Below are 14,767 nucleotides of genomic sequence, written 5' to 3'. Positions count from 1 at the left end.
GGACGGACCCCGTTTTCGCAGCCGCCGCGCCGCCTTGCGGCGGCGAGCCGCGCTCAGGCGCGCGGCCCGCTTGCCGGGCTAGCGGCGCTTACAGCGCCGCGACCACCGCGTCGCCCATCGCCGTCGTGCCGACCTTGTTGCAGCCCGGCGTCGCGATGTCGGACGTCCGGTAGCCCGCCTCGAGCACCGTCCTGACCGCGCGCTCGATCCGGTCCGCCTGCTCCGCGCGGTTCAGCGAGTAGCGCAGCAGCATCGCGGCCGACAGGATCGTCGCGAGCGGGTTCGCGACGCCCTTGCCCGCGATGTCCGGCGCGGAGCCGTGCGACGGCTCGTACAGGCCCTTGTTGTTCCTGTCGAGCGACGCGGACGGCAGCATGCCGATCGAGCCCGTCAGCATCGACGCCTCGTCGGACAGAATGTCGCCGAACATGTTGCCCGTCACGATCACGTCGAACTGCTTCGGCGCCTTCGCGAGCTGCATCGCCGCGTTGTCGACGTACATGTGCGACAGCTCGACGTCCGCGTATTCCTTCGACACGTCGATCATCACGTCGCGCCAGAACTGCGACGTCTCGAGCACGTTCGACTTGTCGACCGACAGCAGCTTCTTCGCGCGTTTGCGCGCCGCCTGGAACGCGACATGGGCGATGCGGCGCACTTCCGGCTCCGAGTAGCGCATCGTGTCGAAGCCTTCGCGCTCGCCCGCGAACGGGCCGTCCGGCGCGGCGCGCACGCCGCGCGGCTGGCCGAAATAGATGTCGCCGTTCAGCTCGCGCACGATCAGGATGTCGAGGCCCGCGACGAGCTCGGGCTTCAGCGGCGACGCATCGACGAGCTGCGGGTAGCAAATCGCCGGGCGGAAGTTCGCGAACAGCCCGAGGTGCTTGCGCAGGCCGAGGATCGCCTGCTCGGGCCGCAGCGCGCGCTCGAGCGAATCGTACTTCCAGTCGCCGACCGAGCCGAACAGGATCGCGTCCGCTTCCTTCGCGAGCTTGAGCGTCGCGTCGGGCAGCGGATGGCCGCTCGCCTCGTAGCCCGCGCCGCCGACGGGCGCTTCTTCCAGTTCGAACGTCTCGTCGAGCGCGTTCAGCACCTTCACCGCTTCGTTGACGATTTCCGGACCGATGCCGTCGCCGGGCAGCACTGCAATCTTCATGCGAAATTCCTGACTAGATGAATGGTGGGATTCGGGCGACGCGAGCGCGCCGCGATGCACGGCCCGCGCGCTCGCGCGAGAAACGCAGGACGTCGGTCAGCCGATCAGCCGGTTGTCGAGCCACGGCTGCTTCGCGAGCCGCTCCACCTCGAACTGGCGGATCTTGTCCGCGTGGCGCAGCGTGAGGCCGATGTCGTCGAAGCCGTTCAGCAGGCAGTACTTGCGGAACGCGGTGATCTCGAACGGATATTCGCGGCCGTCCGGCGCGCGCACGACCTGCGCGTCGAGATCGACCGTCAGTTGGTAGCCGTTGAACGCGACCGTCTCGTTGAACAGGTGATCGACCTGCTGCTCGGTCAGCGCGATCGGCAAGAGCCCGTTCTTGTAGCAGTTGTTGAAGAAGATGTCGGCGAAGCTCGGCGCGACGATCGCGCGGAAGCCGTACTGCTGCAACGCCCACGGCGCATGCTCGCGCGAGCTGCCGCAGCCGAAGTTCTTGCGCGCGAGCAGGATCGACGCGCCCTGGTAGCGCGGCTGGTTCAGCACGAAGTCCGGGTTCAGCGGACGCTTCGAGTTGTCCTGGCCGGGCTCGCCATGATCGAGATAGCGCCACTCGTCGAACGCGTTCGGGCCGAAGCCCGTGCGCTTGATCGACTTCAGGAACTGCTTCGGAATGATCGCGTCGGTATCGACGTTCTCGCGATCGAGCGGCGCCACGACGCCGGTATGCACATTGAATTTTTCCATGATCCGTCAACCAGATTGGAGGCCGGCCGCGAGTGCCGGCGAAATCGAATCCCGAATCGGCGCGCTCGCGCGCGCCGTCAGTCCGCCGCGCGCTTGATCGCGCGGCCGGCGGCGTTGATGTCCTCGCCCACGCCCGCGACCGTGTTGCAGCCGGCGAGGCCGAACACGAAGCCCGCCAGCGCGAACACGGCGGCAATGCGCCGGAAAACCGCTGCGTCCATGCTCACCCCAACTGGCGAATGTCGACGAAGTGGCCTTCGATCGCCGCCGCCGCGGCCATCGCCGGGCTGACGAGATGCGTGCGGCCGCCCTGGCCCTGACGCCCCTCGAAGTTGCGGTTCGACGTCGACGCGCAGCGCTCGCCCGGCTCGAGCCGGTCGGCGTTCATCGCGAGGCACATCGAGCAGCCCGGCTCGCGCCATTCGAAGCCGGCTTCGGTGAACACCTTGTCGAGCCCTTCGCGCTCGGCCTGCGCCTTCACGAGGCCCGAGCCCGGCACGACCATCGCGAGCCGCACGTTCGGCGCGACGCGGCGATTGAGTTTCTTCACGACATACGCGGCCGCGCGGATGTCCTCGATGCGCGCGTTCGTGCACGAGCCGATGAAGATCTTGTCGACCTTGATCGCCTCGATCGGCGTGTTCGGCGCGAGCGCCATGTACGCGAGCGCGCGCTCCATCGCGTCGCGCTTGACCGGGTCCTTCTCGCGCTCGGGATCGGGCACGCGGCCGTCGATCGACGTGACCATCTCCGGCGACGTGCCCCACGTGACCTGCGGGACGATCTCGGCCGCGTTCAGCTCGACGACGCGGTCGAACTGCGCGCCTTCGTCGGACCTGAACGTCTTCCAGTACTCGACCGCCTGATTCCACTCCGCGCCCGTCGGCACGAACGGACGGCCCTTCAGGTAGTCGACCGTCGTGTCGTCGACGGCGACCATGCCGGCGCGCGCGCCCGCCTCGATCGCCATGTTGCAGACCGTCATCCGGCCCTCCATCGTCAGCGCGCGGATCGTCGAGCCGCCGAATTCGATCGCGTAGCCGGTGCCGCCCGCGGTGCCGATCCTGCCGATGATCGCGAGCACGATGTCCTTCGCGGTGCAGCCGCGCGGCAGTTGGCCCTCGACCTTCACGAGCATGTTCTTGCTCTTCTTCTGCAGCAGAGTCTGCGTCGCGAGCACGTGCTCGACTTCCGACGTGCCGATGCCGTGCGCGAGCGCGCCGAACGCGCCGTGCGTCGACGTGTGCGAATCGCCGCACACGATCGTCATGCCGGGCAGCGTCGCGCCCTGCTCGGGGCCGATGATGTGGACGATGCCCTGGCGCACGTCGTTCATCTTGAATTGCGTGATGCCGTATGCGTCGCAGTTCGCGTCGAGCGTGTCGACCTGCAGCTTCGACACCGGATCGGCGATGCCGTGGCTGCGGTCGGTGGTCGGCACGTTGTGGTCGGACACCGCGAGGTTCGCGCTGATCCGCCACACCGGGCGCTGCGCGAGCTTCAGCCCTTCAAACGCCTGCGGGCTCGTGACTTCGTGCAGCAGTTGGCGATCGATATAGAGCAATGCGGTGCCGTCCTCTTCGGTGTGGACGACGTGCGAATTCCACAATTTGTCGTAGAGCGTCTGTGCCATGGGTATGCGGGGTCGTTGTAACGGCGAACAAGCGTTCGGATGCGGTCGATTATGCCACGCGAAGCGCGCACTCTTGTACCAGGAAAACGAAAAAACCCATAAAAAACAGTGAGTTGAATGGTACATCCGATACGGGTATCAGAATTACCCGGCTACCTCCGGACGCGTTCGCGCCGGCAAAACCGCGAACGCCGCGCTCACACCCATTCCTGCGGCTCGTCGTCGCCGTCGGCGAGCGTGAGCCCGTCCGCCGGCAGCGGCAGCGCGGTCCGGTAGCGGACCTGCTTCAGCGCGAAGCTCGAGCGGATGTTCGACACGCCCGGAATCGTCGTCAGTTGATCGAGGATGAAGCGTTCGAGGCTCTTCATGCTCGGCACGACGACGCGCAGCAGGTAATCGGCGTCGCCCGACATCAGATAGCACTCCATCACCTCGGGGCGCTTGTCGATCGCCTCCTCGAAGCGGCGCAGCGCATCCTCCGCCTGCTTCTCGAGGCTCACCTGAATGAACACGTTGATCCGCAGCCCGAGCGGCTCCGGATTCAGCAGCGTCACCTGCTGCTTGATGAGCCCGAGCTTCTCGAGCGCACGGACGCGGTTGAAGCACGGCGTCGGCGACAGGTTCACCGCGCGCGCGAGCTCGGCGTTCGTGATCCGCGCGTTCTGCTGCAGTTGGTTCAGGATGCCGATGTCGATCCGGTCCAGCCGGCGAGAAGGTGCGCTCATCGTGCAAATATTCCGAAAACGGCGATTTTTCAGGAATTTATACGTTACACGGACCCCAAATCCCACGCAAAAGAGATGCACATTCTGCGGCTCGATGGATAACCTTGATGACTGTTGCCGCTGCTGTCTCCACCCGCTGTCGCCACCTCGAACCCGCCCGCCCGGAGCCGCGCATGAACGATTTATCGAACGGAATCCGCCCGGTCCTCGCGACCGCGCGCCGCCACGACGACACCGATCCGCAGGAAACCGCCGAATGGCTGGACGCGCTCGACGGCGTTGTCGCGCACGCGGGCGCGGAGCGCGCGCAGTATCTGCTCGCGCGGCTCGCCGAGCACGCGGCGCGCCGCCGGCTCGCGCCGCCGCACGCGAGCGCGACGCCGTACGTGAACACGATCCCCGTCGACGAAGAGCCGCCGTATCCGGGCGACCCGCAGCTCGAGGAGCGCCTCGCGGCGGTGCTGCGCTGGAACGCGCTCGCGATGGTGGTCCGCGCGAACCGCGCGTATGGCGAGCTCGGCGGCCACATCGCGAGCTACGCGTCGGCCGCCGATCTGTTCGAGGTCGGCTTCAACCACTTCTTCCGCGCGGCGGGCGACGCGTCGGGCGGCGATCTCGTCTATTTCCAGCCGCATTCGTCGCCGGGCGTCTACGCGCGCGCGTACCTCGAAGGCTTCCTGAGCGACGCGCAGCTCGAGCACTACCGGCGCGAGATCGCCGGGCCGGGCCTCTGCTCGTACCCGCACCCGTGGCTGATGCCCGATTTCTGGCAGTTCCCGACGGGCTCGATGGGCATCGGGCCGATCAACGCGATCTACCAGGCGCGCTTCATGCGCTACCTGCAGAACCGCGGCCTGCTGCGCACCGACGGCCGCAAGGTGTGGGGCTTCTTCGGCGACGGCGAGATGGACGAGCCCGAATCGATCGGCGCGCTGTCGCTCGCCGCGCGCGAGGGGCTCGACAATCTCGTGTTCGTGATCAACTGCAACCTGCAGCGCCTCGACGGCCCGGTGCGCGGCAACGGCCGCATCGTCGACGAGCTCGAATCGCAGTTCGCGGGCGCCGGCTGGAACGTGATCAAGGTGCTGTGGGGCTCGGACTGGGATGCCCTCTTCGCGCGCGACGCGACGGGCGCGCTCGCGCGCGCGTTCGCGCAGACGGTCGACGGCCAGTTCCAGACGTTTTCGGCGAACGACGGCGCGTACAACCGCGCGCGCTTCTTCGGCCAGGACGACGCGCTCGCGGCGCTCGTCGCGCATCTGCGCGACGAGGATATCGACCGGCTGCGCCGCGGCGGCCACGACGCGCGCAAGCTGTACGCCGCGTATGACCGCGCCGTCCGGCACGAGGGCCGGCCGACGGTGATTCTCGCGAAGACGATGAAAGGCTTCGGCATGGGCGCGACCGGCCAGGGCCGGATGACGACCCATCAGCAGAAGAAGCTCGACGTCGAGCACCTGCTCGCGTTCCGCGACCGTTTCCGGCTGCCGCTCACGGACGAAGACGTCGCGCAACTGCGTTTCTGCAAGCCCGCGGAAGACAGCCCGGAGATGCGATACCTGCATGCGCGCCGGGCTGCCCTGGGAGGCTGTCTGCCCAGAAGGCGGACCGCGGCGACGACGGCATTGACCGTGCCGTCGCTGCCTTCCTGGGGGCAATTCGCGCTCGACGGCGGCCGCGAGATGTCGACGACGATGGCGATCGTGCGGATGCTCGGCGGCCTGCTGAAGGACGCGACGCTCGGGCCGCGCATCGTGCCCGTCGTCGCCGACGAGGCGCGCACGTTCGGGATGGCGAACCTGTTCCGGCAAGTCGGCATCTATTCGCCGCTCGGCCAGCGCTACGAGCCCGAAGACCTCGGCTCGATGCTCTACTATCGCGAGGACACGCGCGGGCAGATCCTCGAGGAAGGGATCTCGGAAGCGGGCGCGATGTCGTCGTGGATCGCGGCGGCGACGTCGTACAGCGTGCACGACCTGCCGATGCTGCCGTTCTACATCTACTACTCGATGTTCGGCTTCCAGCGGATCGGCGATCTGATCTGGGCCGCGGCCGACCAGCGCGCGCGCGGCTTCCTGATCGGCGCGACGTCGGGCAAGACGACGCTCGGCGGCGAAGGGCTCCAGCACCAGGACGGCACGAGCCATCTCGCGGCGTCGACGGTGCCGAACTGCCGCGCGTGGGACCCGGCGTTCGCGTACGAGGTCGCGGTGATCGTCGACGAAGGGATGCGCGAGATGGTCGAGCGGCAGCGCGACACGCTCTACTACCTGACCGTCACGAACGAGAACTACGCGCAGCCGCCGCTGCCCGCGGACCGGCTCGACGCGGCGCGCGACGGCATCCTGAAGGGCATGTATCCGCTCGATGCGGCCGCGCTGCCCGGCGCGCGCGTGCAGTTGCTCGGCTCGGGCGCGATTCTCGGCGAAGTGCAGGCGGCCGCGCGCCTGCTGCGCAACGACTGGCGGATCGATGCGGCCGTCTGGAGCGTGACGAGCTTCACCGAGCTGCAGCGCGACGGCATCGCGGCCGAGCGCGCGCAGCGCCTGTTCGGCGCCGACGATGCCGACGGAGCGGGCGGGCGCGCGCCGGCGTCCTACGTCGCGTCGGCGCTTGCCGCGACGCAAGGGCCCGTGATCGCCGCAACCGACTACGCGCGCGCGCTGCCCGAGCTGATTCGCGCGTACGTGCCGCGCCGCTACGTGACGCTCGGCACCGACGGCTTCGGCCGCAGCGACACGCGCCAGGCGCTGCGCGCGTTCTTCGAGGTCGATCGCGCATCGATCGCGATCGCGGCGCTGCATGCGCTCGCCGACGATGGGGTCGTCGCGCGCGCGGTCGTGCGCGATGCGATCGCGCGGTACGGCAAGCAGGACGCGCCGCGCACGCCGCCCTGGGAGCTGTGACGACGCGGATTCGGCGCGTGCGGCGTCTCGATGCGCTTCGGCGAGCGAGCGCAGGCACGGATCGCGCAGCCCGCCGACGGCGCCCGCGCTTCACGCACCCAACCCCATCTGCTCCCGCCCCAGCGCGGTCAGATCGTCCGCCAGCGCACGCCCGGCGAAATCCGTCTCGAAGTGATCGGCCGGAAAATCCGGCGGGCTCTCGCCGCGCAGGAAGCTCGGCAATTGCCGCTTCAGATAGGCGTCGTTCTTCACGCAGCCCGGCGCCGACGCGATGTACATCACGTTGCTGTAACCGGTTCCGCGATGCGCATCCTCGACCGCATGCACGACGTCGCCATGCCAGAACACCGCATCGCCCGGCTCCATCGGCGGAATCGGCACGAGCGCCGCGAGCAGCGGCGCATGCCACGCCGGCAGCACCGACAGCGCGCGCCCCGGCTGCGCGCCGCACAGGTCGTCGTCGGGCACGTCGTCCTGCAGCGCGCGCAGCACGATGTAGGCCATCGCGTTCGCGACCGGAATCAGTTGCAGCGTGCCGTCGCCCGGCCCTTGCGGCGTAAGCGCGGTCCAGCCCTGGAACGTGCGGAACATCGAGCAGACGGCGGGCGACGGAATCTCCTCGACGTCCGGCCGGAACGCCGCGTCGAACGGGTCGTACGCACGCCAGTCGCCCGCGAGCACGTGCCGGTACACGCGCCGGAAGTTCGGCCCGAGCCAGCGCTCGACGGAGCCGCCGTCGACGTGCGGCGACAGGCCGAGCGACGACGAACCCGGCGGCCGCCGGCGGATGCGGTCTGCATAGGCCGGCACACGCGCCGGATCGAAGTGCGCCCGCCCTTCGCCTTGCGCGCGCCACAGTCGGTTCAAGAACACGCGCGCCTGCGTGAGCGCGGGCGACTGGCGCGCGGCGATCTGCGGCTTCGACCAGTAGACGCCGTAGATCTGCGGCTTGCTCGACGCGAGCGCGCCGAAATAGCGGTCCTCGGCGCGATGCGCGAGCTTGTCGTCGAGCCGGTTCGACTCGACGTACACGGCGATCTCGTCGTTCCAGTCGCTCGCCTGCCGCGCGTCGAACACGCCGCGGATCACGCACGCGCCGCGCGTCTTGAGCGCGGCGAGCGACGCCGGATCGACGCGGTTCGCGGCAACGTCGGCGAAATGCAGCACGGGGACGGTATCGCGGCCCTGGGCGCGATCGGTAAGGATCGCGTCGGCCTGCCGCGCAATCTCGCCTTCCAGCTCGCGAAACACCTGCGTGCGGTTCGGCAATGCGGCGCGCAGCGTGGCTTTCGTCGTGCGGATCGCCGCCGGCAGGTCGTCGATATGTAACGGCATCGGATGTCTCCTGGATCTGATCTGAATGGGCGCCGCGCAATGCAACGCGGGCATTCAGCGTAGATCGCCCGAACCGTCCGAAGCGATGCCATCCCGCCAACTATCGATACGATGACGCCAAGCGTCCGGCCGGGACCGACAGCCTGCCCGCTCGCCCCGAATCCAGGGCGATCGTCGACGGGGCTGTCCGAACGCCGGCGCGCGCACCCGCCTCAGCGCGGCGACGCGCACAGCTACGCCGGCTCGTGGCAGCATACGCACAGCTTGTTGCCGTCAGGATCGCGAAAATACGCGCCGTAGTAGTTCGGGTGGTAATGCAGCCGCAAGCCCGGCGCGCCTTCGCTCGTGCCGCCCGCCCGCAGCGCGAGCGCGTACACGCGATCGACGGTTGCGCGGTTCGCCGCGAGGAACGCGGTCATCTGGCCGTTGCCGGGCGCGTGCGGCGCGCCATCGAACGGCCGGCCGATCAGGAACAGCGGCCGCGCCGCATCGGCCGGCTTCCAGCCCGTCCAGCCGTGCGGATCGCGAAACTTGAGGTCGAGCTGCAACGCTTCCATCAACGGCGCGTAGAACGCGAAAGCGCGTTCCACGTCGGTTACGCCCATGCAGACATGTGAAAACATTTGCGTGCCTCCTGTGTCGTCGAAACCCGACGATGATGCCACGCGCGCGCCGCGCGCGAGCGAACGGAGGCGGACATGAAGCCGCGCTACGAGCGAGTCGCGATTCCCGACGGCTGCTCGGTGCGCGTCTATCGGCGCCGGCTCGCGCGAATTCCGTTCGAATGGCACCACCACCCGGAATACGAGCTGACGCTCACGCTCAATAGCCGCGGCAAGCGCTTCGTCGGCGATCACGTCGCCGATTACGCGGGCGACGATCTCGTGCTCGTGCCGCCGAACCTGCCGCATACGTGGGCGTCGGACGAGCGCCTCGATCCTGACGAGCCGCTCGTCGCGCTCGTCCTGTGGTTCGACGGCGACTGGGCGCAACGCGTCGCCGACTGCTGCCCGGAATTCGCCGGCCTGCGCACGCTGCTGCGCCGGGCCGCGCCCGGGCTCGCGTTCGCGCCAAACGCCGCCGCCGGCATGCGCGCACGGCTGCCCGCGCTCGTCGATCGTGCGCCGCGCGTGCGGCTCGCGGCCGCGCTCGACGTGCTCGCGTTCCTCGCCGACGCGCCCGCGGCGCCGCTCGCGACGGCCGCCGCCTACCGCGCGGCCTCGGGCGCAGCGCTCGCGCCCGAGGCCGCGCGGCTCGATCGCGTGCTCGATCTGCTCGACCGCCGCTTTCACGAGCCGCTGCGCGTCGCCGAGCTCGCGACGCTCGCGCACCTGTCCGAGCGCTCGCTGCAGCGGCGCTTCGCGCAACACGTCGGCGAGAGCATCGGGCGCTACCTGCAGCGGCTGCGGCTCGCGCACGCGGCGCGGCTGCTCGCGTCGACCGACTGGCCCGTGTCGCTCGTCGCGACGCGCTCCGGCTACGGGAACCTCGCGAATTTCAATCGTCAGTTCCTCGCCGCGCGCCGGATGACGCCGCGCGCGTACCGTCGACTCCTCGCCGAGCACGGCCGCGCGCCCGATGACGCGCCGGCGAATGCAGCCAGCATCGACGCGCGCCCGCCTTCGCTCGACCACGGCCCGCCGCGCACCGGCAAAACCGGCCGCTGAAAAAGAAACACCCCGACGGGCGACCCGTCGGGGTGTTTCATTGCACGTTGCGCACATTGCGCGCGGCAACCCGCCCGCACGCGACGCGCGCCGTCGATCAGCGCTGATCGATCGGCTTCGCCGTGCGCGGCGTTTCGCCGATGAAGAGCTGCCGCGGACGGCCGATCTTCTGCTCGGGATCGGCGATCATCTCGTTCCACTGCGCGATCCAGCCGACCGTGCGCGCCATCGCGAAGATGCACGTGAACATCGACGTCGGGATGCCGAGCGCGCGCTGGACGATGCCCGAGTAGAAATCGACGTTCGGATACAGCTTGCGCGACACGAAGTATTCGTCTTCGAGCGCGATCTTCTCGAGCTGCATCGCGAGCTTGAACAGCGGATCGTCGTGCAGGCCCAGCTCGTTGAGCACTTCGTAGCACGTTTCGCGCATCAGCTTCGCGCGCGGATCGTAGTTCTTGTACACGCGGTGGCCGAAGCCCATCAGCTTCACGCCCGAGTTCTTGTCCTTCACCTGCTTGATGAACTCGGGAATGTTTTCCGGCGTGCCGATCTGCTCGAGCATGTTCAGCGCGGCTTCGTTCGCACCGCCGTGCGCCGGGCCCCACAGACACGCGATGCCGGCCGCGATGCACGCGAACGGGTTCGCACCGGACGAGCCGGCGAGACGGACCGTCGACGTCGACGCGTTCTGCTCGTGATCGGCGTGCAGGATCAGGATGCGGTCGAGCGCGCGGACGAGCACGTCGTTGACCTGGTATTCCTCGCACGGGTTCGCGAACATCATGCGCATGAAGTTCGCGCTGTACGACAGATCGTTGCGCGGATACACGAACGGCTGGCCGATGCTGTACTTGTATGCCATCGCGACGAGCGTCGGCAGCTTCGCGATCATGCGGATCGCCGACACTTCGCGGTGACGCGGATCGTTGATGTCGAGCGAGTCGTGGTAGAACGCGGACAGCGCGCCGACCGCGGCGACGAGAATCGCCATCGGGTGCGCGTCACGGCGAAAGCCGCGGAAGAAGAACTGCATCTGCTCGTGCACCATCGTGTGCTTCGTGACGGTGGCGACGAACTCCTTCTTCTGCGCCGCGTTCGGCAGCTCGCCCTTCAGCAGCAGATAGCAGGATTCGAGGAAGTCCGCGTTTTGAGCGAGATTGTCGATCGGGTAGCCGCGGTACAGCAGTTCGCCCTTGTCGCCGTCGATGTACGTGATCGCCGAATTGCAAGCTGCCGTCGACATGAAACCCGGGTCGTAAGTGAACTTGCCGGTCTGGCCATACAGCTTGCGGATATCGATCACGTCGGGGCCCATCGTACCCTTGTAGATCGGCAGTTCTACGCTCGGCGAGTTATCGCTGAACGATAGCGTGGCTTTAACATCAGACGGGGTCATGACACATCCTCAATCGAAAATAGAAACGGATTCGATAACGGGCACAACGCTCTCAAACGCTGCGCAGCATCTCCAGCAGCCTGGACATGTCCGGGCTGGCAAGGTCGCCTTCTGGTTCCTTGCGCGCGAGCAGCAAGTCCATCAGGTCGTTGTCGCTTAGATCCAGCAAGCGCGACAGTGCGCTCACGTCTGCGTCGCTGAGGTCGTGCTCGTGTCTGGCGAAGAAACGCTCGAAAATCAGATCGTTCTCCAGCAGACCGCGCCGCGCGCGCCAGCGAAGCCGCGCGCGGCGATGCGGGTCGGATTGATGCGACGATTCGCTCATGTCAGACCGCGCGACGAACCATCAATTCCTTGATCTTGCCGATCGCCTTGGTCGGGTTCAGGCCCTTCGGGCACACGTCGACGCAGTTCATGATCGTATGGCAGCGGAACAGACGGTACGGATCGTCGAGGTTGTCGAGGCGCTCGCCCGTCGCGCGATCGCGGCTGTCCGCGATGAAGCGATACGCCTGCAAGAGGCCCGCCGGGCCGACGAACTTGTCCGGATTCCACCAGAAGCTCGGGCACGACGTCGAGCAGCTCGCGCACAGAATGCACTCGTAGAGGCCGTCGAGCTCGTCGCGCTCTTCCGGCGACTGCAGGCGCTCCTTCTCGGGCGGCGGCTCATCGTTGATCAGGTACGGGCGGATCGAGTGGTACTGGTTGAAGAACTGCGTGAAGTCGCAGATCAGGTCGCGCACGACGGGCAGGCCCGGCAGCGGACGCAGCACGATCTTCTGCGGCAGGTCGTTCAGGTTCGTCAGGCAAGCGAGACCGTTCTTGCCGTTGATGTTCATCGCGTCCGAGCCGCACACGCCTTCGCGGCACGAGCGGCGGAACGACAGCGTCTCGTCGACCGACTTCAGCTTGACGAGCGCGTCGAGCAGCATGCGCTCGTGCTGGAGCTCCAGCTCATACGTCTGCATGCGCGGCGCGGCGTCCTTGTCCGGATCGTAGCGGTAGATTTCGAAAATGCGTTTTGCCATTTCAGATTCCTTTGCGCTGGCTTAGAACGTACGCGCCTTCGGCGGCACGGACTCGACCGTCAGCGGCTTCATTTGGACGGGCTTGTAGTCGAGGCGATCGCCTTCGCTGTACCAGAGCGTGTGACGCAGCCAGTTCTCGTCGTCGCGGTGCTCGTAGTCGCTGTGCGCGTGCGCGCCGCGGCTTTCCTTGCGCGCCTCCGCCGACACCATCGTCGCGCGCGCGACCTCGATCAGGTTCGCGAGCTCGAGCGCTTCGACGCGCGCGGTGTTGAACACCTTCGACTTGTCCTTCAGGTGGACGTTGGCGACGCGCTCCTTCAGGCCCGCCATCTGCTCGACGCCTTCCTTGAGCAGCGCGGACGTGCGGAACACGCCGGCGTGCTTCTGCATCGTCGAGCGGATGTCGTTCGCGATGTCCTGCGTGTACTCGCCCGACGTCGACTTCTCGAGCTTCGCGAGGCGCGACAGCGAGAATTCGGCGACGTCGGCCGGCAGCGGCTTGTGCTCCTTCTGGTTCTTCACGTGCTCGACGATGTGGTTGCCGGCCGCGCGGCCGAACACGACGAGGTCGAGCAGCGAGTTCGTGCCGAGGCGGTTCGCGCCGTGCACGGACACGCACGAGCATTCGCCCACCGCGTAGAAGCCGTTGACCGGCTCCTTGTGGTCGCGCGACGTGCCGACCACCTGGCCGTGGATGTTGGTCGGGATGCCGCCCATCTGGTAGTGGATCGTCGGCACGACCGGAATCGGTTCCTTGATGCAGTCGACGTTCGCGAACTTCAGCGCGATTTCGCGGATCGACGGCAGACGCTTCATGATCGTCTCGGCGCCGATGTGCGACAGGTCGAGCAGCACGTGGTCCTTGTTCGGACCCACGCCGCGGCCTTCCTTGATTTCCTGGTCCATCGAGCGCGACACGAAATCGCGCGGCGCGAGATCCTTCAGCGTCGGCGCGTAGCGCTCCATGAAGCGCTCGCCGTTCGCGTTGCGCAGGATGCCGCCTTCGCCGCGCACGCCTTCGGTGATCAGCACGCCCGCGCCCGCGACGCCCGTCGGGTGGAATTGCCAGAATTCCATGTCCTGCAGCGCGATGCCCGAGCGGGCCGCCATGCCGAGGCCGTCGCCCGTGTTGATGAACGCGTTGGTCGACGCCGCGAAGATCCGGCCCGCGCCGCCCGTGGCGAACAGGGTCGTCTTGCCTTCGAGGATGTAGACGTCGCCCGTCTCCATTTCGAGGGCCGTCACGCCGAGCACGTCGCCGTCCGCGTCGCGGATCAGGTCGAGCGCCATCCATTCGACGAAGAACTGCGTCTTCGCCTCGACGTTCTGCTGGTACAGCGTGTGCAGCAGCGCGTGGCCGGTGCGGTCGGCCGCCGCGCACGCGCGCTGGACGGGCTTCTCGCCGTAGTTGGCCGTGTGGCCGCCGAACGGGCGCTGGTAGATCGTGCCGTCCGCGTTGCGGTCGAACGGCATGCCGAAGTGCTCGAGCTCGTATACGACGTTCGGCGCTTCGCGGCACATGAACTCGATCGCGTCCTGGTCGCCGAGCCAGTCGGAGCCCTTGATCGTGTCGTAGAAGTGATAGTGCCAGTTGTCTTCGCTCATGTTGCCGAGCGATGCGCCGATCCCGCCTTGCGCGGCGACCGTGTGCGAACGGGTCGGGAACACCTTCGACAGCACGCAGACGGAGAGGCCCGCGCGCGACAGTTGCAGCGACGCGCGCATCCCCGAGCCGCCCGCGCCGACGATCACCACGTCGAACTTGCGACGCGGCAGGGAAGTTTTGATTGCAGCCATTCTTTTAAACTCTCCAGAGAATCTGCGCAGCGTAGCCCGCGCACGCGAGCAGCCAGACGATCGTCAGCGATTGCAGCAGCAGGCGCACACCGACGGGCTTGATGTAGTCCATCCAGATGTCGCGCACGCCGACCCAGGCGTGATAGAAGAGCGAAAGCAGCGTGACGAAGGTCGCGAGCTTCATCCATTGCGTCGCGAAGATCGACGCCCAACCCTCGTACGAGAAATCGCGCGCGGTGAAGAACCAGACGAGCAGGATGACGGTGTAGATCGCCATCACGGCGGCGGTGACGCGCTGCGCGAGCCAGTCGCGCAGACCATAGTGAGCGCCGACGACGAGGCGCTTCGAGCCGATACGGTTATTCGCTGCCATT

Annotated in this window: 14 protein-coding genes; 2 read left to right on the top strand and 12 right to left on the bottom strand. The window is 67.5% G+C overall.

The annotated features are described in order from the left end of the window. Positions 1–88: 88 nt before the first annotated feature. From leuB to WS92_RS05755, 5 genes are all read right to left on the bottom strand, one after another. Positions 89–1,156, bottom strand: coding sequence for a 3-isopropylmalate dehydrogenase (gene leuB / locus WS92_RS05775; RefSeq protein WP_015603699.1), 1,068 nt, complete (start codon positions 1,154–1,156; stop codon positions 89–91). 96 nt (positions 1,157–1,252) lie between these two features. Further along, complete coding sequence (leuD, locus tag WS92_RS05770; protein WP_006028617.1) at positions 1,253–1,903, bottom strand: 3-isopropylmalate dehydratase small subunit; 651 nt, start codon at positions 1,901–1,903, stop codon at positions 1,253–1,255. A gap of 77 nt (positions 1,904–1,980) precedes the next feature. Further along, a complete protein-coding gene (locus WS92_RS05765; protein WP_009915673.1) occupies positions 1,981–2,124 on the bottom strand; it encodes an entericidin A/B family lipoprotein in 144 nt (47 codons plus the stop codon). A gap of 2 nt (positions 2,125–2,126) precedes the next feature. Continuing rightward, positions 2,127–3,536, bottom strand: coding sequence for a 3-isopropylmalate dehydratase large subunit (gene leuC / locus WS92_RS05760; protein WP_059931933.1), 1,410 nt, complete (start codon positions 3,534–3,536; stop codon positions 2,127–2,129). 197 nt (positions 3,537–3,733) lie between these two features. After that, complete coding sequence (locus WS92_RS05755) at positions 3,734–4,261, bottom strand: Lrp/AsnC family transcriptional regulator (RefSeq protein WP_006028615.1); 528 nt, start codon at positions 4,259–4,261, stop codon at positions 3,734–3,736. 173 nt (positions 4,262–4,434) lie between these two features. On the opposite strand from WS92_RS05755, the gene mdeB reads away from it, so the two are divergent. Next, entirely contained in the window at positions 4,435–7,167 is a 2,733-nt protein-coding gene (gene mdeB, locus WS92_RS05750; protein ID WP_015603271.1) for an alpha-ketoglutarate dehydrogenase, read from the top strand. Positions 7,168–7,257: 90 nt separating this feature from the next. Here the strand turns inward: mdeB and WS92_RS05745 are convergent, their stop codons facing one another. Together WS92_RS05745 and WS92_RS05740 are read right to left on the bottom strand one after the other, a co-directional pair. Continuing rightward, complete coding sequence (locus WS92_RS05745) at positions 7,258–8,502, bottom strand: DUF1479 domain-containing protein (RefSeq protein ID WP_009915676.1); 1,245 nt, start codon at positions 8,500–8,502, stop codon at positions 7,258–7,260. Between the two features lie 233 nt (positions 8,503–8,735). After that, positions 8,736–9,125: a VOC family protein gene (locus tag WS92_RS05740; protein ID WP_015602997.1), complete on the bottom strand. Its 390-nt coding sequence runs from the start codon at positions 9,123–9,125 to the stop codon at positions 8,736–8,738. 75 nt (positions 9,126–9,200) lie between these two features. Here WS92_RS05740 and WS92_RS05735 point away from each other — a divergent pair, with 75 nt between their 5' ends. Further along, positions 9,201–10,169, top strand: a complete 969-nt coding sequence (locus tag WS92_RS05735; protein WP_059931931.1) for a helix-turn-helix domain-containing protein — start codon at positions 9,201–9,203, stop codon at positions 10,167–10,169. A gap of 97 nt (positions 10,170–10,266) precedes the next feature. Here WS92_RS05735 and gltA read toward each other — a convergent pair whose 3' ends face one another. Genes gltA through sdhD form a run of 5 tightly spaced genes read right to left on the bottom strand, consistent with a single transcriptional unit; the run spans position 10,267 to position 14,766 of the window. Next, positions 10,267–11,568 (bottom strand): citrate synthase, encoded by a 1,302-nt coding sequence (gene gltA / locus WS92_RS05730; protein ID WP_009915680.1) that lies wholly within the window; start codon positions 11,566–11,568, stop codon positions 10,267–10,269. Between the two features lie 52 nt (positions 11,569–11,620). Further along, a complete protein-coding gene (locus WS92_RS05725) occupies positions 11,621–11,893 on the bottom strand; it encodes an FAD assembly factor SdhE (protein WP_006028609.1) in 273 nt (90 codons plus the stop codon). 1 nt (position 11,894) lies between these two features. After that, positions 11,895–12,596, bottom strand: coding sequence for a succinate dehydrogenase iron-sulfur subunit (locus tag WS92_RS05720; protein WP_006028608.1), 702 nt, complete (start codon positions 12,594–12,596; stop codon positions 11,895–11,897). Between the two features lie 21 nt (positions 12,597–12,617). Then, positions 12,618–14,393 (bottom strand): succinate dehydrogenase flavoprotein subunit, encoded by a 1,776-nt coding sequence (gene sdhA, locus WS92_RS05715; RefSeq protein ID WP_009915682.1) that lies wholly within the window; start codon positions 14,391–14,393, stop codon positions 12,618–12,620. Positions 14,394–14,397: 4 nt separating this feature from the next. Further along, a complete protein-coding gene (gene sdhD, locus WS92_RS05710) occupies positions 14,398–14,766 on the bottom strand; it encodes a succinate dehydrogenase, hydrophobic membrane anchor protein (protein WP_006028606.1) in 369 nt (122 codons plus the stop codon). Between the last annotated feature and the right edge of the window lies 1 nt (position 14,767).

Source organism: Burkholderia sp. MSMB1588 (genome assembly GCF_001546925.1).
GTDB lineage: Bacteria > Pseudomonadota > Gammaproteobacteria > Burkholderiales > Burkholderiaceae > Burkholderia > Burkholderia humptydooensis.
Note: the sequence above shows the minus strand (reverse complement) of the source record. Positions and strands in the feature narration are given on the sequence as shown.

What these genes read in the sequence shown, in the direction of transcription:
- leuB (WP_015603699.1), bottom strand. Translation starts at nt 1,156, where the DNA reads ATGAAGATTGCAGTGCTGCCCGGCGACGGCATCGGTCCGGAAATCGTC.
- leuD (WP_006028617.1), bottom strand. Translation starts at nt 1,903, where the DNA reads ATGGAAAAATTCAATGTGCATACCGGCGTCGTGGCGCCGCTCGATCGC.
- WS92_RS05765 (WP_009915673.1), bottom strand. Translation starts at nt 2,124, where the DNA reads ATGGACGCAGCGGTTTTCCGGCGCATTGCCGCCGTGTTCGCGCTGGCG.
- leuC (WP_059931933.1), bottom strand. Translation starts at nt 3,536, where the DNA reads ATGGCACAGACGCTCTACGACAAATTGTGGAATTCGCACGTCGTCCAC.
- WS92_RS05755 (WP_006028615.1), bottom strand. Translation starts at nt 4,261, where the DNA reads ATGAGCGCACCTTCTCGCCGGCTGGACCGGATCGACATCGGCATCCTG.
- mdeB (WP_015603271.1), top strand. Translation starts at nt 4,435, where the DNA reads ATGAACGATTTATCGAACGGAATCCGCCCGGTCCTCGCGACCGCGCGC.
- WS92_RS05745 (WP_009915676.1), bottom strand. Translation starts at nt 8,502, where the DNA reads ATGCCGTTACATATCGACGACCTGCCGGCGGCGATCCGCACGACGAAA.
- WS92_RS05740 (WP_015602997.1), bottom strand. Translation starts at nt 9,125, where the DNA reads ATGTTTTCACATGTCTGCATGGGCGTAACCGACGTGGAACGCGCTTTC.
- WS92_RS05735 (WP_059931931.1), top strand. Translation starts at nt 9,201, where the DNA reads ATGAAGCCGCGCTACGAGCGAGTCGCGATTCCCGACGGCTGCTCGGTG.
- gltA (WP_009915680.1), bottom strand. Translation starts at nt 11,568, where the DNA reads ATGACCCCGTCTGATGTTAAAGCCACGCTATCGTTCAGCGATAACTCG.
- WS92_RS05725 (WP_006028609.1), bottom strand. Translation starts at nt 11,893, where the DNA reads ATGAGCGAATCGTCGCATCAATCCGACCCGCATCGCCGCGCGCGGCTT.
- WS92_RS05720 (WP_006028608.1), bottom strand. Translation starts at nt 12,596, where the DNA reads ATGGCAAAACGCATTTTCGAAATCTACCGCTACGATCCGGACAAGGAC.
- sdhA (WP_009915682.1), bottom strand. Translation starts at nt 14,393, where the DNA reads ATGGCTGCAATCAAAACTTCCCTGCCGCGTCGCAAGTTCGACGTGGTG.
- sdhD (WP_006028606.1), bottom strand. Translation starts at nt 14,766, where the DNA reads ATGGCAGCGAATAACCGTATCGGCTCGAAGCGCCTCGTCGTCGGCGCT.